General features: G+C 71.5%; 17 protein-coding genes. 8 read left to right on the top strand and 9 right to left on the bottom strand.

Annotated elements, in window-relative coordinates; translation table 11 throughout:
* Positions 1–13: 13 nt before the first annotated feature.
* From IEW03_RS08395 to IEW03_RS08410, 4 genes are read right to left on the bottom strand one after another with little or no spacing between them, the layout of a single operon-like run.
* Entirely contained in the window at positions 14–1,549 is a 1,536-nt protein-coding gene (locus tag IEW03_RS08395; RefSeq protein ID WP_188523225.1) for a replication initiator, read from the bottom strand.
* Positions 1,549–3,051: an FtsK/SpoIIIE domain-containing protein gene (locus IEW03_RS08400; RefSeq protein ID WP_188523226.1), complete on the bottom strand. Its 1,503-nt coding sequence runs from the start codon at positions 3,049–3,051 to the stop codon at positions 1,549–1,551. Before IEW03_RS08400 ends, IEW03_RS08395 begins: the two co-directional genes overlap by 1 nt.
* Positions 3,051–3,419: a hypothetical protein gene (locus IEW03_RS08405; protein ID WP_188523227.1), complete on the bottom strand. Its 369-nt coding sequence runs from the start codon at positions 3,417–3,419 to the stop codon at positions 3,051–3,053. The genes IEW03_RS08400 and IEW03_RS08405 overlap by 1 nt, the downstream gene beginning before the upstream one ends.
* Entirely contained in the window at positions 3,419–3,865 is a 447-nt protein-coding gene (locus IEW03_RS08410; protein WP_188523228.1) for a plasmid replication, integration and excision activator, read from the bottom strand. Before IEW03_RS08410 ends, IEW03_RS08405 begins: the two co-directional genes overlap by 1 nt.
* Before the next feature lie 122 nt (positions 3,866–3,987).
* Between IEW03_RS08410 and IEW03_RS08415 the strand changes: the two genes are divergently transcribed.
* On the top strand, positions 3,988–5,130 hold the full coding sequence (locus tag IEW03_RS08415; protein ID WP_188523229.1) for an NsdA family TPR-like regulatory protein: 1,143 nt from the start codon (positions 3,988–3,990) through the stop codon (positions 5,128–5,130).
* Here the strand turns inward: IEW03_RS08415 and IEW03_RS08420 are convergent.
* From IEW03_RS08420 to IEW03_RS08430, 3 genes are all read right to left on the bottom strand, one after another.
* A complete protein-coding gene (locus IEW03_RS08420) occupies positions 5,098–5,571 on the bottom strand; it encodes an NUDIX hydrolase (protein ID WP_229737844.1) in 474 nt (157 codons plus the stop codon). The genes IEW03_RS08415 and IEW03_RS08420 overlap by 33 nt on opposite strands.
* Before the next feature lie 440 nt (positions 5,572–6,011).
* Positions 6,012–6,446, bottom strand: coding sequence for a hypothetical protein (locus IEW03_RS08425; protein ID WP_188523230.1), 435 nt, complete (start codon positions 6,444–6,446; stop codon positions 6,012–6,014).
* Between the two features lie 314 nt (positions 6,447–6,760).
* A complete protein-coding gene (locus IEW03_RS08430) occupies positions 6,761–7,570 on the bottom strand; it encodes a hypothetical protein (protein ID WP_188523231.1) in 810 nt (269 codons plus the stop codon).
* A 931-nt stretch (positions 7,571–8,501) separates the two neighbouring features.
* Between IEW03_RS08430 and tig the strand changes: the two genes are divergently transcribed.
* Entirely contained in the window at positions 8,502–9,878 is a 1,377-nt protein-coding gene (tig, locus tag IEW03_RS08435; RefSeq protein WP_188523232.1) for a trigger factor, read from the top strand.
* A 97-nt stretch (positions 9,879–9,975) separates the two neighbouring features.
* Here tig and IEW03_RS08440 read toward each other — a convergent pair whose 3' ends face one another.
* Positions 9,976–10,953 (bottom strand): DMT family transporter, encoded by a 978-nt coding sequence (locus tag IEW03_RS08440; protein ID WP_188523233.1) that lies wholly within the window; start codon positions 10,951–10,953, stop codon positions 9,976–9,978.
* Positions 10,954–10,985: 32 nt separating this feature from the next.
* On the opposite strand from IEW03_RS08440, the gene IEW03_RS08445 reads away from it, so the two are divergent.
* The 4 genes from IEW03_RS08445 (at position 10,986) to clpX (ending at position 14,556) form a co-directional block, all read left to right on the top strand.
* Positions 10,986–11,579: a TetR/AcrR family transcriptional regulator gene (locus IEW03_RS08445; RefSeq protein ID WP_188523234.1), complete on the top strand. Its 594-nt coding sequence runs from the start codon at positions 10,986–10,988 to the stop codon at positions 11,577–11,579.
* Positions 11,580–11,712: 133 nt separating this feature from the next.
* Positions 11,713–12,333, top strand: a complete 621-nt coding sequence (locus IEW03_RS08450) for an ATP-dependent Clp protease proteolytic subunit (RefSeq protein ID WP_188523468.1) — start codon at positions 11,713–11,715, stop codon at positions 12,331–12,333.
* 87 nt (positions 12,334–12,420) lie between these two features.
* Positions 12,421–13,107, top strand: coding sequence for an ATP-dependent Clp protease proteolytic subunit (locus IEW03_RS08455; RefSeq protein WP_229737882.1), 687 nt, complete (start codon positions 12,421–12,423; stop codon positions 13,105–13,107).
* Between the two features lie 165 nt (positions 13,108–13,272).
* The gene (gene clpX / locus IEW03_RS08460; RefSeq protein ID WP_188523235.1) at positions 13,273–14,556 is read left to right on the top strand and encodes an ATP-dependent Clp protease ATP-binding subunit ClpX; all 1,284 of its coding nucleotides are present in this window, start codon (positions 13,273–13,275) and stop codon (positions 14,554–14,556) included.
* 55 nt (positions 14,557–14,611) lie between these two features.
* On the opposite strand, the gene IEW03_RS08465 is transcribed toward clpX, so the two are convergent.
* Positions 14,612–16,405 (bottom strand): AMP-dependent synthetase/ligase, encoded by a 1,794-nt coding sequence (locus tag IEW03_RS08465; RefSeq protein ID WP_188523236.1) that lies wholly within the window; start codon positions 16,403–16,405, stop codon positions 14,612–14,614.
* Between the two features lie 138 nt (positions 16,406–16,543).
* Here IEW03_RS08465 and IEW03_RS08470 point away from each other — a divergent pair, with 138 nt between their 5' ends.
* A complete protein-coding gene (locus IEW03_RS08470; RefSeq protein WP_188523237.1) occupies positions 16,544–16,927 on the top strand; it encodes a chorismate mutase in 384 nt (127 codons plus the stop codon).
* A 98-nt stretch (positions 16,928–17,025) separates the two neighbouring features.
* Positions 17,026–18,276: a baeRF2 domain-containing protein gene (locus tag IEW03_RS08475; RefSeq protein ID WP_188523238.1), complete on the top strand. Its 1,251-nt coding sequence runs from the start codon at positions 17,026–17,028 to the stop codon at positions 18,274–18,276.
* Positions 18,277–18,283: the final 7 nt, after the last annotated feature.

Here is an 18,283-nt window from a genome sequence, read left to right on the forward strand (position 1 = left end):
GTGGTTTGGCCGGCTATCGCGCCGGGCGATGGGCTCGCTGGTCTGCTCGCCACTTGGCGTACTCGCGGGCGCGGGATGCGGCGGCATCGGCCAGCGCTTTGTCGCCCGCGTGGGGCCAGCCGGTGCCCTCGTAGGTCCAGGAGCCGACGACGAGGGTGGTCTCCGCGTCGTCGTCGGCCATGAGCCGCGCTTCGAGGTCGCGCGTGTCGAGCGGCTGCCCGTTGCGCCGGGCGTCGGCGGTGAGGCGTTGGAAGCGGCGGCGGGCGCGGCGCAGCGCGCCGAGCGTGACCGAGTAGCGGCGAGACTTGGTGGAGAAGTGCCCGCGGAAGCCGAGCATCGGGGCCCAGTGGCCGAGCAGCGCGTACGGGCTGGCCTGACAGTCCCCGCACAGCGCCGGATGCCGTTCCGCGGCCCGCTCGCCACAGCCGAAGTCGCAGCGGGCCAGCGCCCGGGAGGCCAGATCGCGGCAGGCCGAGGTGAGCGCGGTCAGGTGCCTACGCGGGCGGGCGGGGTCGAAGCCGGCGGCCTTGGTGGAGTACTTCGCCAGGTAGGCGGCGACCTGCTCGGCCGTCACCGCGCCGTCCGTGACGCTGGTGTCGCGGACGACGCGCACGTCCGTCTGTGCCCCGAACCGCAGCACCCGGGCGACGTCGTCGGCATCGACCGGCTCGGCCGTGTAGTGGACGGCGGCCGCAGCATCGCGGACGACGTCGGCCAGCACGGCGGCCGGGACCGGTGACGGTGTCCCGGGGCCGTCCGGGCCGTCGAGGCGGATCAGGGCGTGGAAGTGGACCAGGCCGCGGGCCTGGAACTCGGCAACCTTCGCGTACTCGAGGCGCAGGTGGTCCCGCAGCGCGGAGGCGGTGACGTCGAGCGCGGCGGCGAGGTGGCGGCGCAGGGTGATGGTGAAGCGCCGCCACAGCTCGGGCGCGAACCACTGCCACACCGCCGCCGAGTCGGGGTCGTAGCAGTCCGGGCACACCGGCGCACCGACCTCGACGTCGGAGGGGTCGTGGTGTGCCCAGCAGGTCAGGCGTCGCCCGTGCTCGCAGACGGTCGTCTTGGCGCGGGGACGGCAGGGCTGCTTGCCGTCGCGCACCGAGTGCACGGGCCCGAACGAGGGCGCGGTGAGCGTGACGAACAGCAGCGGATTCGTCGCGACGGTGTCGGGGACACCCTTGCCGCCGCGGGTTCCCGTGGCGATCAACTCGAACGTGTCGCGGGCGTAGATGCGTGAGCAGGCCGGGCAGACGTCCTGGCGCCGGTTGCCGCACGGCTTATAGAGCATCCCGAGGGGCTGGTCGGCGGAACGGAACGTCGCGACGATTTCCCCGGTGCGGGCGTCGACGGTGTCGGAGCGTCCGACGAGTCGCACGGGGTGGGCGCAGTTGCCGACCCGGGCCAGGGTCTCGGCCAGGGCGGGCATCGACCTGTCGGCCAGGCGTCCGAGGATGCCCGCGGCTTGGGTGCCGGTGAGGTCGACCAGGTCGAGGGGGACGTCGGGGGAGTGCCCCCAGAAGCCCTCAGTCGTCGCCGTGGCCGTGTCCATCAGGCGACCTCGGCACCCGGCTCGGTGGACGCGGCGGTGGTCGTCTTACGAGGGCTGCGCTTTCGCGGCGTGCGCGGACGGGGACGCGGAGCCCGTCCGACGGTCTCGCCCGGAGCCTCAGCTTGGAGGGCGTCGCCCGCAGGCGAGCCGGTGTCGGATTCCGTGGGCACCGGCGGGGCGGGCGGGGCGGGGTAGGTGGCGGCGACCATGCGGATGAAGTCGTCGGCCCAGTAGTCGGCGCGGACGCGTTCGATGTGGCCGTCGTCGCCGACGAGATAGCCGGCGCCGGGCATGGTGGGCGTGATGTGGTGGGCGGGCGCGAGGGCTGCCATCCCGTCGCCGAGGACCATGCGTGTCTCGGCGGCGGAGGCGAGGCGCAGGGCGATGGTCTGCGTGAACAGGTCCCGCATGCCCACGGTCTCCTTGCGGGGGTCCTGCACGAAGGCGACGACCATGACCCCGAACGCGCGGCCTTGGGTCAGGATCAGTTTCAACAGGTTGGCGGCCTCGTTGACGACGTCCTTGGAGGCGTACGCGGTCAGGACGGCGAGCTCGTCGATCATCAGCACGTGCACCGGGTCGCCCGGCGTGGGGGTGAAAGTGCGCGACAGGCCACGCATGACGCTCTGCCGGTCGACGATGACGCGGTGCAGGTCGCGCAGCAGTCTGACGGCGTCGGCTTCGTTCATGGCGACGTGGGAGAACATCGGCGACCCGACCGCGACCTCGACGCCGCCCTTGAGGTCGACGCCCCATAGGCGTGCCATGCCGGCGTGGGCGGCGGGGGCGAGGTTCCCGGCGATGCCCCAGAAGATTGATCCCTTACCGGAGCCGGAGCGGCCCACGACGAGGGTGTGTCGGGCCGCGAGGTTCAGTCGCCAGGGTGACCCGTCAGCGGTGCGCCCGAGGGTGACCGCGCGCGTCTCGATGGCGTCGGGGATGGTGGGGAGGGTCGGGACGTGCAGCAGTTCGCGCATGGTCAGCGACAGTTCGAGCCACCCGGCCCCGAGCCTGCGGGTTTCGACTGCTTCGGCGCCCATCGAGGTCGCGATGGCCTCGGCAGCGTTCGTGAGGTCGTCGACGGTGTGCCCGACCCGAGCCCGGACCTGGAACGTGAGCGTGTTCCCGTCCGCGCGGACCCGTCGCAGGCGAGGGATGACGCGGGCGTCGTCGGTCGTGAGGGTCAGGCCGCAGCGGTCCGCGATCTTCGGCCACTGCTTGCGCAGATGACGGCGCCACCCGCGACGCCGGATCGGCCCGCCCAGCACGGTCTCGTAGGTCATCGGGTGGACCGCGGACCAGAGCGCGCGCAGGAGCGAGAACGCGGGGACGCACCAGATCACCGCGTGGCCGGCCACCTCGAAGTCGAGGATGAGAAGGACGTTGCCCAGCACGGCGCAGGCCAGCAGCAGCCGCCAGGACCGCAGCGTCCACCAGACCAGCTGCCACACCGCCCCGGCAACCGTCCGGGTGACGGCCCACGCCGTGCTGAGCGTGTCCATCACGCCGCCTCCACCCCGTCGTCGTGCCAGTCGTCGAGGTCGTGCCACCACGGCTCGGCCGGCGGGAACGCCCGCACCGGGCGGACCAGCTCGCCCGCGTAGTGCACCGCGAACCGCGGCTCGACCCCGGGCATCGAGGACCACACCGTGAACCCGCGGGCATGCTCCTCGGGCGGGTAGTCGGTGACCTCACCGAGGGACAGCAGCCGGGCCAGGTGCTCGGCGTCGGCCTGGCAGTCGACGTGCACGCTCACGCACGTGCGTCCCAGTGCGAGGTAGGCCACCCGGCCGTCGACCCACTCGATCAGGTCCCCGGCGATCTGTAGCAGTTCCGCAGGCGCGAGCCCGCCGCTGACGGGCGCGGACATCAGGCCGCCGCCTTGGACTCGGGCTTGGACTCCGGCGGCTTCGCGTCCGTCCGGCCCTGCCCGGGAGCGACCAGGTCGCTGGCACGGAAGGACCAAGCGATGCGGGGACGGTTGCCGTTGTCGTCCACGTAGGGCAGTGCCGTCAGGCCGACGAACTCCACAGGCGTCCACGGAATCGGGGACTTGTTCTCCGGGGGCACCGGCTGGTACTTCGCCGCGATCTTCACCGTGACACCGATGTCCCGCCGCCCGGCCTCCTCGTCACCGTCGATCACGACGCACTGCCACAACGGCAGGTCGGTGTCCTTGTCCCGCTGCTGCGGTCGCTGGCCCTCCGGCCCCGCGGGGGCGTTGAAATCCGCCACTGGTGTGACTTCACCGTGGAGGAAAGCGCCGTTGGGGAAGACCGTCGAGTGCTCGACGGGGAATCGCTTCTGCATCGCCATCGTGCCCACTCCTTCGAGTTTCCTACAGACACACTCTGTATCTGCCACTCTTGCAACGTACAGACTGTCTATGTACGAGGCAAGTGCTGCCGAACATCACGGCGTGATCCAGACTGGGCAAGGTGGAGCCGACCACGTCAGAGGACTCCGGGGGACTCGGAGGGGACTCGCTCGACATCGGGGCGATGTGCGCAGCGCGCGGCTGGAGCCGTTCGCGCCTCATCTCGGCCATGCGCCGGGCCGCAGCTACCGACGGCGCCAAGTTGCCCGGGGACGACAGCCTGAAACGGATGATCCGCCTGTGGATCAACGGCGAGCGTCGGCCAAGCGACGAGTACGCCGCGTTGCTCGCGCGGACGTTCGGCGTCGTGCAGGTCCATACCGGGGGAGATTCCACAGACGGATTCCTGGACCTGCTCGCCCGGGCAGAATCGTCAGTGGACGCGGAGCTCGTCGACCGGTTCGAGGCGCAGACCCAGAGTCTCCGCGTCCTGGATCGTCGCCTGGGCGCCCGGAGGCTTCTCGGACAGGCGGAGGCGCACGCACAGAACGTGGCGGACCTCGTTCAGTGGGCAGAGTTCGGAGCCGTCCGAGAGGGGATGGCTGCAACCGGAGCCGAGGCCGCCGCACTTGCAGGGTGGCTGGCACTCGACCTCGGCAAAGCCTCCGATTCGTGGCGCCTGCACAACCTGGCCCGGGCACTGGCCGTTGAGGCCGGTGACACCGCCGTCGTCGCCCACGTCACTGCTCAGCAGGCATACGCGTTGCTCGATGCCGGCAGGACGTCGAGGGCGGTGAAGCAGTTCGAAGCGGCGCGCCAGATGGCCGGCACGAGGGTTCCGGGCGTGGTTCGATCCTGGCTGTTTGCGGCGGAGGCCGAGGCGCACGCGGCAGCCGGCGACACATCGACGACGCTCGACCTTCTCGACCGGGCCACAGCAGCCCTTGATGACGACGACGTCCCGTTCGTCGTTCTGGACTCCGCACATCTGGCCCGGTGGCGCGGGAGTTGCCTCGCCCGGCTCGGCCACCCGGAGGCGATACAGGTCCTCAACGACGCCCTGAACCGGTTGGACCCCGATTTCAACCGGGCCGCCGCCGGACTCCACGCCGACCTGGCAACGGCCTACACGGTGGCCAGGCAACCCGACGCAGCACGCCACCACGCGCAAGACGCGGCGAAGTTGTCTGCCGCGACCGGATCGAACCGCCAGCGCTCCCGCATCCTGGCGCTACTCGGCGCCGAACGCGAGCAGGTGCAGTAGCGCGACGAGCGTTCCCGAGTTTTGCACCTCACCGTCGTCGATACGCCGCCGGATTGAGTCGAGAGCGATCCACTGCAGCCCGCTCCCCTCATTGAGCTCGGTCGGAGTTGAAACCCCATCAAGGGCCGTCGCGGCGTACACGTGGTGCGGACTCCGGACCATCCCGATCACCGGCTCGAACGTGACCAGGTGACGAAGCCCCTCGACGCGCAATCCGACTTCCTCGACCAGCTCGCGGCGAGCAGCATCCGCCGGATCTTCGTCGTCATCGACGAGACCCCCGGGAAGCTCCCAATTCCACACGTCGGGCGCGAACCGGTGGCGCCAGATCAGCCCGACGCGCTGACCGCCTCGATCAAGCACAGCTGTCATCGCTGCCGGCCGCATCGTCACGACGTGGTGCTCGAAGCGCGCCCCGCTCGGCGGCTCGACATCGACCATGCTGAGCCGCACCCACTCCGACGAGTAGAGGTCACGCTCCCCGTGGACCAACCACTCGTGTGGATCCGTCCTACGGTGCGGGTCTCTGGTCTCAGCGTCCGCACCGTCTCGGCGCTCCGCGCGCCACGCTCGGATAGTCGCGGCATCCCACAGGTGAGTGCGTGCCCCAACAGTCCGCGTCGGCGCAGGCATCTGACCACGATGGCGGTATGCACTCACTGTCCCCGGCTTCACGCCGAGGAACTTGGCAACCTCCGTGGTGTTCCAGAGCTCAGTACCACCCGCGTCCATAGCCCTCATCCTTGCACCCACGTCCGCGAGACGGACTGTCCGGCACGACCAACGAGGCGAGGGCGGGCGCGATCCTGACGGAGTTCAGCACGACGAGAACTTCACACGTTGACCGATAGTCGACCGAATCGTCCAGCACGGTTGCCGCTCTATGGCAAGCGCCCCGAGATGGCCGCGCCCATGACCTCTACAGCGACGTCGCGAGCCATTCCGGCCACGCCCTCCAACACCTGGCGGATCTTTCCACGCTCTGCCTCCGGCGCGGTCTTCTCGGCGGCTTCCAGTGCAGCAACGAGACGGTCAAGAGCCGCATCCGGTTCTGGGTGCAACCCAGTGAGCGGGTAGGCCGCGCCCGTGATGTTGGAGAACCACAAGATCGGTCGCCCTGACGCCCCCTGGACCGTGACGAGCCCTCGGTCCCGAAGGACCACGCCGGCGCGCATGACCTCACCTAGCGGCAGTCGTAGTGCCTCTCCGACCTCCTCCGGCGGAATCCGGTTGCTGCCCGCTTCCACGCGACGGGCGACCTCAATCAGAACCGGTAGGTCGCGTGAAAACCACACGTCACCGAGCTTCTCCACCACGTCCGCCTCCTGAGTACCCGTCTTCATGCCATCGTGCCAGGTAGACCGCGGAGTCAGTTTGACATGGGGCGTCGGCCAGCCCGGTCGCCGCGAGGCGAACTTGGCCCGGAGTCCTCCACCGGTGCCCGATGGTCTGCCCCCGCGCGCAATCTTGGGTACACCGAACATGGATGCTGAGCAGCACTGCCCGGTCGAAGGGGGCGCGGTGACGTTCACGGTGTTGGCAAGGAGCGGGGTGGCCGACGAGGTTCGCGACTCGCGAGCAAGCACCTCGACCAGTCAAGGAGTGCCTAGTTAAGCACGCCTGAATCTGACTACTCGCCGTCGAGCAGGCCCGCCCTGATCCGTTTCGGGAGTGCTCCAACCAGCGCGCGCTCGTCTTCTGAGAACTGGTAGTCGACAAGGCGGAGGTCGCCGAGACTGTTGTGCACCGAGAGTGTCTCTAGGCCTCGGAGGACCTTAGGGCCGGAAAGCCAGAGTCGTCGCAGTGGTGCTTGCTGCAAGTGCTCCAGGTTGATCAGCTCGTGGGGCGGCGCAGGTGGGCGCGATAGCAGCCGTACTTCCTCCAGTTGCGTGAGGCCGGCGAGCGGGGCGGAGTCCAGAACTGGGTAACGGATCGTCTTCAGGATCTGCAGCAGCGGGCAGGCCTCGAGCCCTTCAAGTGCGCCCGGCCTTCCCCGCCCTTCAAACTCTAAGTAGCGCAAGGCCTCGGCGCGGCCCAGCCAACGGCAGTCTTCCGCGCACTGGAGCATCCGAAGGCGTTCCAACCCGGGCCAGTGGGTCCCCACCTCGACGCCTGGCCGCCAACCCATGCAAAGATTCCGCAACCCTGGCTGGGTGGTCTCGCGCGGGACGCTTTGCCGTGAACCGGTTACCAGGGTCAGTTCAACTAGCGCATCTACTCGAAAGGCACCCGTGTCTCGCGGAACCTGGGCGTGCACATACAACGATTTCAGTCCGGGCAGTTCAGCAACGAAGTCAAGGTCGGGAGGAGGATCCTGCCGCCCGTACAGCTTCAGACCGGAGTAGCCACCATCGCGGAACCTCGTTGCGGCGGCAGCAGACCATGGGCCGTCGAAGTCGAGGCACCAATCGAGTACGTCGATGGAAGCCTCGGTGACCATGAACACATGCTATGACCTCAGACTCAGCGCCATCAACTCGCCAGAATCGGGGAGGGCCCAACTGTTGGCATGAAGACGTGATCAGCCGCACGGCGCCTATCGGGTTTGGCGCGCCGAGGTCGCCACACCATGCGATACAGGGCACGGCTCTGCCCTGGCCCTGCCCTGGCTCATCTCGTGAGGACCTTCTCTACTGACTCAAGCGCGCGGCTCCGCCGCGCGTGGGCGGCCTCCCGGGCGGGGCCCCGCGCTCCGCTCGCAAGCTCGCTCCGCGCACCCCACCCGTCCAGCCGCCCTGCACGACGAAGGCAGCCCCGAGCCTTCCTGGGACCGCCCTCACCACGTCCGCCCGACGACGCTACGACGTAGTCGACAAGCCCTACCGTCACCGCCGCCGAGCTGCTGCACCGCTTCCGTCCGGCGTCGCACCGATCGCCGAGCATCCGGCCGTCTCCGCCCCGCGTCAAGGGCGCCTGCGGCGTCGCTCCGCGATGGCCTGCGGCCACCCCTGACCCGGGACTCCGCCAGCCTCTTGTGCTCCGCTATCGGTCCGGCGCCTCGCTGTGTCCACGCCCTGCCCAAGTGGGCTGATGCTCCAGCTGAGGTTCTACAGCCGTTCCCGACGGCGACCAGCGCTGCACAGCCATGCACGGATCCCCGCCAATGTGCGCACCGCTCACCTTCTGGCACAGCCTTTGGGAGCAGAGGGTCGCAGGTTCGAATCCTGTCACCCCGACGAGCGGCACCGGGTTGTCGGCGGTTGTCGGCTGCCGTCGGCGGCTGTCGGCCGGGGCGGCGCGGTGTCGTAGGATGGACGGGTTGCCCGTGCGCCCGTCGCACGGCCCCGCATCCCGCGCCGCAGCAACCGGGCCGGCTCGCGCCGGTGAGAGAGACGCGCGCGCACGCACCCGAAACGTTGGAGACCATCGAAGTGAAGAGCGCCGTCGAGACCCTGGATCCCACCAAGGTCAAGCTGACCGTCGAGGTGGAGTACGACGAGCTCAAGCCGAGCATCGACCACGCCTACAAGCACATCGCGGAGCAGGTGAACATCCCCGGCTTCCGCAAGGGCAAGGTCCCCCCGCGCATCATCGACCAGCGGGTCGGCTGGGGCGCGGTCGTCGAGCACGCGGTGAACGACGCTCTCTCGGGCTTCTACCGCGACGCGGTGAACGCCGAGTCGCTGCGTCCGCTGGGCCAGCCCGAGGTCGAGGTCACGGAGATCCCGGCCAAGGCCGGCGAGGGCCAGCTCGCGTTCGTCGCCGAGGTCGAGGTCCGCCCCGAGATCACGCTTCCCGACCTGTCGGACATCGAGATCACGGTGGACTCCACCGAGGTCACCGACGCCGACGTCGACGAGCGGCTCGACTCGCTGCGCGAGCGCTTCGGCACCCTGGTGGGCGTGGACCGCCCGGCCGCCGAGGGCGACTACGTCGTCATCGACCTCAAGGCCGTCATCGGCGACGAGGAGATCGACTCCGTCTCCGGCGTCTCCTACCAGATCGGCGCCGGCAACATGCTGGACGGTCTGGACGAGGCGCTGACCGGCCTGTCCACGGACGAGACCACGACCTTCGCCACGAAGCTCGCCGGCGGCGAGCACGAGGGCGAGGAGGCGCAGGTCACCGTGACGGCCACCGCCGTCAAGGAGCGCGACCTGCCGACGCCGGACGACGACTTCGCCCAGCTCGCGTCGGAGTTCGACACGCTCGAGGAGCTGAAGGCCGACCTGCGTGAGCAGGTCGCGTCGATCAAGACGTCGAACCAGGCCGTCGCCGCGCGCGACCTCCTCCTGGAGAAGCTGATCGAGGCCGTCGAGGTCCCGGTGCCCTCCGGTGCCGTCGAGGCCGAGGTGCACCGCCACCTCGAGTCGGAGGACCGGCTCGAGGACGACGAGCACCGCGCCGAGGTCACCGAGGACGCCACCAAGGCGCTGAAGAACCAGATCCTCCTCGACACCCTCGCCGAGAAGCTCGAGGTGCAGGTCGGCCAGGGCGAGCTCGTGGAGTACCTCGTGCAGGCCTCGCAGCAGTACGGGATGGACCCGAACCAGTTCATCCAGTCCCTCGACCAGGGCGGCCAGATCCCGTCGATGGTCGGCGAGGTCGCCCGCTCCAAGGCGCTCGCCGTGGCCCTGCGCGACATCGAGGTCAAGGACTCCGACGGCAACGCCGTCGACCTGACCGAGTTCATCGGTGACGAGGAGGGCGACGCCGCCGAGGTGGACGCCACCGACGCCGTCGCGACCGAGGGCGCCGACGTGTCCGACGACGCCACCGACGTCCCGGACGAGGCCGCCAAGGCCTGACGCCCCGCCTGACGCCCGCACGCGTCGTACGACGGCCCGTCGCCACCTCCGGGTGGCGGCGGGCCGTCGTCGTGCGGTGAGGCCTCCGGCGGTCTGCTCACGCGGGCGCCGCGTGCCGCCGCTCGCCGCGCACGACCGCGGCGACCCCCAGGCCGCTGAGCGCGACCCCTGCCGCGGTGAGCCCGGTCGCCGGCTCGCCGAACAGCACGGCCCCCGCCACGGTCGTCGTCGGGACGACGAGGAAGAGGAGGGCGTTGAGCACCGTGACGTCCACGCGGCGCAGCAGCCACCAGTAGAGGGCGTACGCGGCGAGCGACGGGACGAGCGCGGTGAGCGCGATCGCGGACCAGAAGCTTGGCGCGGACGGCGGGGCGAGGTCCCCGGTCGCCGCCGCCAGGACGCCGAGCGCCGCCGCGGAGACCGTCGCGTGCAGCGCGAGCATGGTCGTGGCAGGCAGGGTGGTGGGGCGCCGCCGCTCCAGGAACGTGCCCGCGAGGAGCGAGGCGACCGCCGCGACGGGGAGCGCGTAGGCCCAGCCGGGTGCGGCGGTGACCCGCAGGTCGGAGACGACGAGCAGCACGACGCCGGCGGCCGCGACGGCGAGCCCCACCCACTGCAGGGCCCGCACGCGCAGCCCCAGCAGCGGCCCGACGAGCGTCGCGGCCAGCACCGGCTGCAGGGCGTCGACCAGGGAGGTCGTGCCGGCGCTGACGCCCAACCCGATCGCGCCGTACACCGGCAGGACGTAGCCGACCTGCGAGAGCAGGCCGACGAGGACGTGGTGCGCCACGGCCCGGGGATGCGGCCTGCGACGCCGGAGCCCCCGCGGCACGGCGCCCGTGCCGCGCACCCCGCGGGGCGCGGCGGGGCGGCGCCGCCGGACGAGTCGTCCGGCGGTCAGCCCGAGCCCGAGGACCGCCGTGACGACCAGGAACCGCCACAGCAGCAGCGTCACGGGGGACGCGTCCGCGGTGCCGAGCCGTGCGCCGAGGAAGCCGGAGCTCCAGGCCAGGACGAAGGCGGCCGACGCCCCGGCGAGAACCAGCCGCGGATGTATACCGATCGGTGTACCCATCCCTCGACTATACAGAGCGGTATAGTCGTCGCATGACGGCACAGCCCAGCACCGAGCGAGGAGACCTCACCCCGGCCGCCCGACGGGTCCTGGAGGCCGCGTCCCGCCTGTTCTACGCGCGGGGCATGCACGCGGTCGGCGTCGACGCCGTCGCGGCGGAGGCGGGGGTCACCAAGAAGACGCTGTACGACCGGTTCGGCTCCAAGGAGGCGCTCGAGGTCGCCTACCTGCGCGACCGGGACGCGCGGTGGGAGGCGCTGTGGCGGGACCGCCTGGCGGCCCGCCCCGAACCCGGCGTCGAGCGCGTGCTCGTCGTCTTCGACGCCGTGGCGGACTGGATGGACGCCCACGGCGGGCGCGGCTGCGCCGCGATCAACGCCCGTGCCGAGTTCGACGACCCGCGGCACCCGGTCGCCGTCGAGGTCGCACGGCAGAAGGCCTGGGTCCGGGACCTGCTGCGGGACGAGTGCGCCGCCGCGGGGCTGGCGCGCCCCGGCGACCTGGCCGACGCGCTGGCGCTGCTGTACGACGGCGCGCTCGCGGCGTCGGGGGTCGGCGCGGGCGCCGACCCGTTCGGCACCGCCCGGCGGGCCGCCCGGGACCTCTGCGTGGCGCACGGGGCGTGAGCCACGGGCGGGCGTGCCCGCCCTGTGCGCCTGCAGCGAAAAGCGCCGTCGCCGGGACGTTCCGGGCCACCGCTGCACGTTAGGGTCGATCGACAGCGACGACAAGGAGACGGACGTGAACGACCTGCTGCAGATGGACGGTACGACCCCGGTGGCGCGTGCCGACGGCGCGAACCTCGGGCTGACCGACTCCATCTACAACCGGCTCCTCAAGGAGCGCATCATCTGGCTCGGCTCGGAGGTGCGCGACGACAACGCCAATGCGATCTGCGCGCAGATGATGCTGCTGGCCGCGGAGGACCCGGACAAGGACATCTGGCTGTACATCAACAGCCCCGGCGGCTCCATCACGGCCGGCATGGCCATCTACGACACCATGCAGTACATCAAGCCCGACGTGCGGACCATCGCCATGGGCATGGCCGCCTCCATGGGGCAGTTCCTGCTCTCCTCGGGCGCCCGGGGCAAGCGCTACATCACCCCGCACGCCCGCGTGCTGATGCACCAGCCCTCCGGCGGCGTCGGTGGCACCGCGACGGACGTGCGGATCGGCGCGGAGCTGATCATGCACATGAAGAAGGTGCTCTCCGAGCTCACGGCCGAGCAGACCGGCCAGACGCTCGAGCAGATCCTCAAGGACAACGACCGCGACAAGTGGTTCACGGCCGACGAGGCGCTCGAGTACGGGTTCGTCGACCACGTCGTCTCGACCGCCGCCGCGGTCGCGGGTGGCGGCGACACCTCGGCGTCCTGACACCACACCACCGTTCCCGCGAGGACACCACAGACTTCTGACCGAGGAGAGAACACCGTGAGCTACTCCGACGAGTACCAGTTCGCCATGCGGGCGCAGAACCTGGCCGGCGGCGCGGGCCGTCCCGGCGGCATCGCCCTGCCGCACGGCGCACCGTCGTCGCGCTACGTCCTGCCCCAGTTCGAGGAGCGCACCGCCTACGGCTTCAAGCGCCAGGACCCCTACACCAAGCTGTTCGAGGACCGCATCATCTTCCTGGGCGTCCAGGTCGACGACGCGTCGGCGGACGACGTGATGGCGCAGCTGCTCGTCCTGGAGTCCCAGGACCCGGACCGCGACATCATCCTGTACATCAACAGCCCCGGCGGATCGTTCACCGCGATGACGGCGCTGTACGACACGATGCAGTACATCAAGCCGCAGATCCAGACCGTCTGCCTCGGGCAGGCGGCCTCGGCGGCGGCCGTGCTGCTCGCGGCGGGGCAGCCGGGCAAGCGCCTGGCGCTGCCGAACGCGCGGGTGCTCATCCACCAGCCCGCGATGGAGGGTGGCGGCTACGCCCAGGCGTCCGACATCGAGATCCACGCGAACGAGCTGATCCGCATGCGGGAGTGGCTCGAGGAGACGCTGGCCCGCCACTCGGGCCGTTCGGCGGACCAGGTCCGCGACGACATCGAGCGCGACAAGATCCTCACGGCCGCCCAGGCCAAGGACTACGGGCTCGTGGACCAGGTGCTCGAGAGCCGCAAGCCGGCCGCGATCGCAGCGCGCTGACCTGGGACGATGCGGGGCCCAGGCGTCGGGGGACCGGCGCCGCGGGCCCCGCGTCGCGACGCACCGGGGAACGCGGCTGACAACGAGGCCCCGGTGGTGTGGAATGGTCGAAGGACCTGACCCGCAAGCAGTGCAGGACCAGCTCTGAGGACATGGAGGCTCCTGGTGGCTCGTATCGGCGACGGCGCAGACCTGCTGAAGTGCTCGTTCTGCGGCAAGTCCCAGAAGCAGGTCAAGAAGCTCATCGCGGGGCCTGGCGTGTACATCTGCGACGAGTGCATCGACCTGTGCAACGAGATCATCGAGGAGGAGCTCGGCGAGGCCGCCGAGCTGGGGCTCACGGAGCTGCCCAAGCCGCGCGAGATCTTCGACTTCCTCGAGCAGTACGTCATCGGGCAGGACGCGGCCAAGCGCGCGCTCGCCGTGGCGGTCTACAACCACTACAAGCGGGTGCAGGCGGGGGAGACCTCGCGCGAGGGCAAGGACGGCGACGACCCCGTCGAGATCGCGAAGTCGAACATCCTCCTCATCGGCCCCACGGGCACCGGCAAGACCTACCTGGCGCAGACTCTCGCCAAGATGCTCAACGTCCCGTTCGCCATCGCGGACGCCACGGCCCTCACCGAGGCGGGCTACGTGGGCGAGGACGTGGAGAACATCCTCCTCAAGCTCATCCAGGCGGCCGACTACGACGTCAAGAAGGCCGAGACGGGCATCATCTACATCGACGAGGTCGACAAGGTGGCCCGCAAGGCGGAGAACCCGTCGATCACGCGCGACGTGTCCGGCGAGGGCGTGCAGCAGGCGCTGCTGAAGATCATCGAGGGCACGACGGCGTCGGTGCCCCCGCAGGGCGGGCGCAAGCACCCGCACCAGGAGTTCATCCAGATCGACACCACGAACGTGCTGTTCATCGTCGCGGGGGCGTTCGCCGGCCTGGAGGACATCGTGGCGTCGCGCGCGCGCAAGCGCGGCATCGGCTTCGCCGCCCCCATGGAGAGCGTGGCCGACGACGACCTCTTCGCCGAGACGCGGCCCGAGGACCTGCAGAAGTACGGGCTGATCCCCGAGTTCATCGGCCGGCTGCCGGTCCTGGCGGCGGTCTCGCCGCTCGACCGGGAGGCGCTCGTGCGCATCCTCACCGAGCCGCGCAACGCGCTGGTCAAGCAGTTCCAGCGGATGTTCGAGATCGACGGGGTCGAGCTGGAGTTCGAGCCCGACGCGGTCGACGCGATCGCGGAGCAGGCGCTGCTGCGGGGCACGGGGGCGCGCGGGCTGCGCGCCATCATGGAAGAGGTCCTCCAGCAGGTGATGTTCGACGTGCCCAGCCGCGACGACGTGGAGCGGGTGGTCGTCACCCGGGAGGTCGTGCTGGAGAACGTCAACCCGACGATCGTGCCGCGCACGTCCCCGGTGCGCCGCCGCGCCCCGCGCGAGAAGAGCGCCTGACCGTCCGACGTCCGGCCCCGCGCGGGCCCCGGACGTCGGCCGGTCTCCGGACCGGCTACCGCTCGTACAGGGCGTCGATGTCGTCCGCGAAGTCGGTCACGACCGCGTCGCGCCGGACCTTGAGCGACGGCGTGAGGTAGCCGTTCGCCTCGGAGAAGTCGCCCTCGAGCACCCGGATCCTGCGGATCGACTCGGCCCGGGACACCGAGCCGTTCGCCTCCTCGACGGCGGCGTCGAGCGCCGCGAGGACGCGCCCGTCGGTGCGGGCGGCGGCCGCCGACATCGGGGGCAGCCCCTGCGTCGCGAGCCAGCCGGGGAGCATCTCGGCGTCCAGCGTCACGAGGGCCCCGACGAACGGGCGGCCCTCGCCCACCACCACCACCTGCGACAGGATCGGGTGCGCCCGCAGCCGGTCCTCCAGCGGTGCCGGGGCGACGTTCTTGCCCCCGGCCGTCACGATGATCTCCTTGGTGCGGCCCGTGATCCGCAGGTGCCCGCCGGTCAGCACGCCGACGTCGCCCGTGCGGAACCAGCCGTCGGTCAGCGCCTCGGCGGTGAGGTCCGGCCGGCCGCGGTACCCACGGAACACGTGCGGCCCGGAGACGAACACCTCGCCGTCGTCGTCCACCCTGACCTGCGTGCCGGGGAACGGCGGGCCGACGGTGCCGACCTGCAGGTCGGACGGCAGGTTGACCGCCGTGGGCGCGGTCGTCTCGGTGAGGCCGTACCCCTCCAGGACGACGAGCCCGGCGCCGCGGAAGAAGTGCCCGAGCCGCTCGCCGAGCGGCGCGCCGCCGGAGATCGCGTACCGCAGGCGGCCGCCCATCGCGGCGCGGAGGGTGCGCAGCACGAGGCGGTCGGCGACGGCGCGCCGCGCCCGCAGCCCGGCCGGCACCCGGCCGTCGTCCAGGGCGCGGGAGTACGCGCCCGCCACCTGCGCCGCCCAGCCGAACACGCGCCGTCGCAGGCCGGTGCCCGCCCGCTGCTCGGCGGAGTTGTAGACCTTCTCGAACACCCGCGGCACCGCGAGGAGGAACGTGGGCCGGAACGTGCCGAGGTCCGCCACGAGGGTCTTGACGTCGGGCAGGTGCCCGAGCACGGCGCTGCTGCCCACGACCGCCACCTGGATGAGCCGGGCGAAGACGTGCGCCAGCGGGAGGAAGAGCACCGTGCGGGGGCTGCCGTCCTCGAGCAGCTCGGGCAGCGCGAGCCGGGCGTTGAGGGCCAGGTGCGCGAAGTTGCCGTGGGTGAGCTCGGCGCCCTTGGGGCGGCCCGTCGAGCCGGAGGTGTAGACGATCGTCGCCAGGTCGTCGCGGCGCACGGCGTCGCGACGGGCGAGCACGTCGCGGGTCGCGACCGGTCCCGCGGCGGCCCGCAGGTCGGTGACGGCGCCGGCCGTGATGACCAGCACCTCCTCGAGGTCGGGCAGCTCGTCGCGGACCTGGCGCACGGCGTCGGCGTGGGCGTGCGTCTCGACGATCGCGAGGCGCACCCCGCCGTCGGACAGGATCCAGCGCACCTGCTCGGGTGACGACGTCTCGTAGACGGGCACGGGCACGGCGCCGACCGCCCACAGGGCGAAGTCCAGCAGGGTCCACTCGTAGCGGGTGCGCGACATGATGGCGACCCGGTCGCCCACCGCCACGCCGCGCGCGACGAGTCCCCGCGCCACGGTGAGCACGTCGTGGTCGAACTCACCCGCCGTGACCGGCTCCCAGGGGCCGTCCGCCCGCACCCGCCGCTCGATCAGCGTCGCGTCGCCGGCGCGCGTGACGCGGTCCGCCAGGAGGGTGTTGATGCTCACGTCCTCGGGGACGTCCACGAGGCTCGGCGTCGTGGCGAGGCTCATCCGCTCTTCTCCGTGCTGCTTGCTCGTCCGGGGCGGTCACCCGACGGGGCGCCTCCGGGGCCTCCTGACGAGGCCGAAGAGGGACCTTACACGCACCTCGTGCGCGGACGGCACCTGCGGGCTCGTAGGATCGGAGGCATGCCCGAGAACCCCGCCGACGCCGCGCGCCCTGCCGAGGCTGCCGCACGGCCGATGCCGTCCGAGATCCTCGGCCTGCGGGCCAGCATCGACAACATCGACTCCGCGCTCGTCCACCTGCTCGCCGAGCGGTTCAAGATGACGCAGCGCGTCGGCGAGCTGAAGGCGGTCGGCGGCCTCCCGCCGGCCGACCCCACCCGCGACCGCCAGCAGATCGACCGGCTGAAGGCCGTCGCGCAGGGCGCCGGGCTGGACCCTGAGTTCGCCGAGCAGTTCCGCAACTTCATCGTCTCCGAGGTCATCCGGCACCACGAGCGCATCGCCGCCGAGCACGCCGCCGGGCGGCGCAAGGGCGAGCTGCCGCCCCTGGACACCTACTCTTGAAGGGGTGAGGTCTGAGGGGCCGCCCAGGGTGGCGCCCGCGGGGGATCCGTCGCAGGCTGGAGGGCACAGCCGACGCCGATCCCAAGGGGGACCACCGCATGAAGATCGACTGGCTCAAGCCCCTCGTCGGACGACCCGGCCCGTTCGCGACGGTGTACCTGGACGCGACGCCCTCGGCCACGGCCGGCGACAAGGACGTCGCGAACCGCTGGCGGGCCGCCCGGCGGACGCTCGATCGACAGGGGGCGCCGGGTCGCGTGCTCGACGACCTCGAGGAGGCCGTGCTCCGGCCCACCTGGGAGGCCGGCGTCCGGGGCAGGGTGCTCATCGCCGACGCCGACGGCGTCCTCGTCGACCGGGTGCTGCGCAACCCGCCCGCCGCCGCCACCGCCGTCTGGTTCCCGGTCCCGGCGCTGCTGCAGGCGGCGCTCGCGGCGGACGAGGCGGTCGACGCCCTCTGCGTGGCCGTGGACCGGGCCGGCGCCGACTACTGGTGCTGTGACGCCGGTGGCCGCGCCACCGGCGGTCGCGAGACCTACACCGCGCCGCACGACGAGGTCAGCAAGGCGTCGAGCCCCGGGACGAAGCGCGCGACCATCGAGTCGCGGGCCGAGGACACGTGGGAGCGCAACGCGGCCGCCGTGGCCGCGGAGACCGACCGTCGCGTCGGCGAGGCGCGGCCGGAGGTCGTGCTGCTCACGGGCGACGTGCGGGCGGTGAAGGCCGTCCGTGCCGCGCTGGGTCAGGAGACCTCGCGCAGGACGGTCGAGGTGCCCGGCGGCGGCCGTGGCGCGGGGGTGCACGCCGCCGCGTTCGCCGCGGCCGTCGAGGACACGCTCGACTCGTTCCGCGAGCGCCGCCGCGAGGTGACGCTCTCCGAGTACCGCCAGGACCAGGGGCGCGAGGAAGGGGCCGTGAGCTCCGTGGACGACGTCGTCGCGGTCCTGTCCCGCGGGCAGGTCAAGGAGCTGGTGCTGGCCGAGCAGCTCGCGACGGACGCCGGGGCGGCGCTCGTGGCCGCGGGCGCGGGCAACGGCGACACCAGCCGTCTCGACGGTCTGCTCGGCGGGCGGCGGCTGTGGATCGGGCCCGACCCGATGCACGTCGCCAGCACCCGGACGGACCTGGAGTCGCTCGGGGTGACGGCCGGCCTCGAGGAGCTGCCCGCGTCGTCGGCGCTGCTGCGCGCGGCGATCGCGCAGGACGCCGGACTGACCTTCGCCCCGGAGGGGTCCGTCGACCTCGTCGACGGCGTGGGTGCGACGTTGCGCTGGCACGACGGCGCGACGCCGCGCGAGGTCGCCGCCACGATGAGCGGCGACAGCGAGCGCTTCACGACCCCGCGATAGCACGGCT

Source organism: Isoptericola cucumis, assembly GCF_014635665.1.
In the GTDB taxonomy this organism is placed as follows: domain Bacteria; phylum Actinomycetota; class Actinomycetes; order Actinomycetales; family Cellulomonadaceae; genus Isoptericola; species Isoptericola cucumis.

Coding starts and splice junctions, on each gene's coding strand:
- IEW03_RS08395 (WP_188523225.1), bottom strand. CDS start 1,549: ATGGACACGGCCACGGCGACGACTGAGGGCTTCTGGGGGCACTCCCCC.
- IEW03_RS08400 (WP_188523226.1), bottom strand. CDS start 3,051: ATGGACACGCTCAGCACGGCGTGGGCCGTCACCCGGACGGTTGCCGGG.
- IEW03_RS08405 (WP_188523227.1), bottom strand. CDS start 3,419: ATGTCCGCGCCCGTCAGCGGCGGGCTCGCGCCTGCGGAACTGCTACAG.
- IEW03_RS08410 (WP_188523228.1), bottom strand. CDS start 3,865: ATGGCGATGCAGAAGCGATTCCCCGTCGAGCACTCGACGGTCTTCCCC.
- IEW03_RS08420 (WP_229737844.1), bottom strand. CDS start 5,571: ATGGTCGATGTCGAGCCGCCGAGCGGGGCGCGCTTCGAGCACCACGTC.
- IEW03_RS08430 (WP_188523231.1), bottom strand. CDS start 7,570: ATGGTCACCGAGGCTTCCATCGACGTACTCGATTGGTGCCTCGACTTC.
- IEW03_RS08440 (WP_188523233.1), bottom strand. CDS start 10,953: ATGGGTACACCGATCGGTATACATCCGCGGCTGGTTCTCGCCGGGGCG.
- IEW03_RS08445 (WP_188523234.1), top strand. CDS start 10,986: ATGACGGCACAGCCCAGCACCGAGCGAGGAGACCTCACCCCGGCCGCC.
- IEW03_RS08450 (WP_188523468.1), top strand. CDS start 11,713: ATGGACGGTACGACCCCGGTGGCGCGTGCCGACGGCGCGAACCTCGGG.
- IEW03_RS08455 (WP_229737882.1), top strand. CDS start 12,421: ATGCGGGCGCAGAACCTGGCCGGCGGCGCGGGCCGTCCCGGCGGCATC.
- IEW03_RS08465 (WP_188523236.1), bottom strand. CDS start 16,405: ATGAGCCTCGCCACGACGCCGAGCCTCGTGGACGTCCCCGAGGACGTG.
- IEW03_RS08470 (WP_188523237.1), top strand. CDS start 16,544: ATGCCCGAGAACCCCGCCGACGCCGCGCGCCCTGCCGAGGCTGCCGCA.
- IEW03_RS08475 (WP_188523238.1), top strand. CDS start 17,026: ATGAAGATCGACTGGCTCAAGCCCCTCGTCGGACGACCCGGCCCGTTC.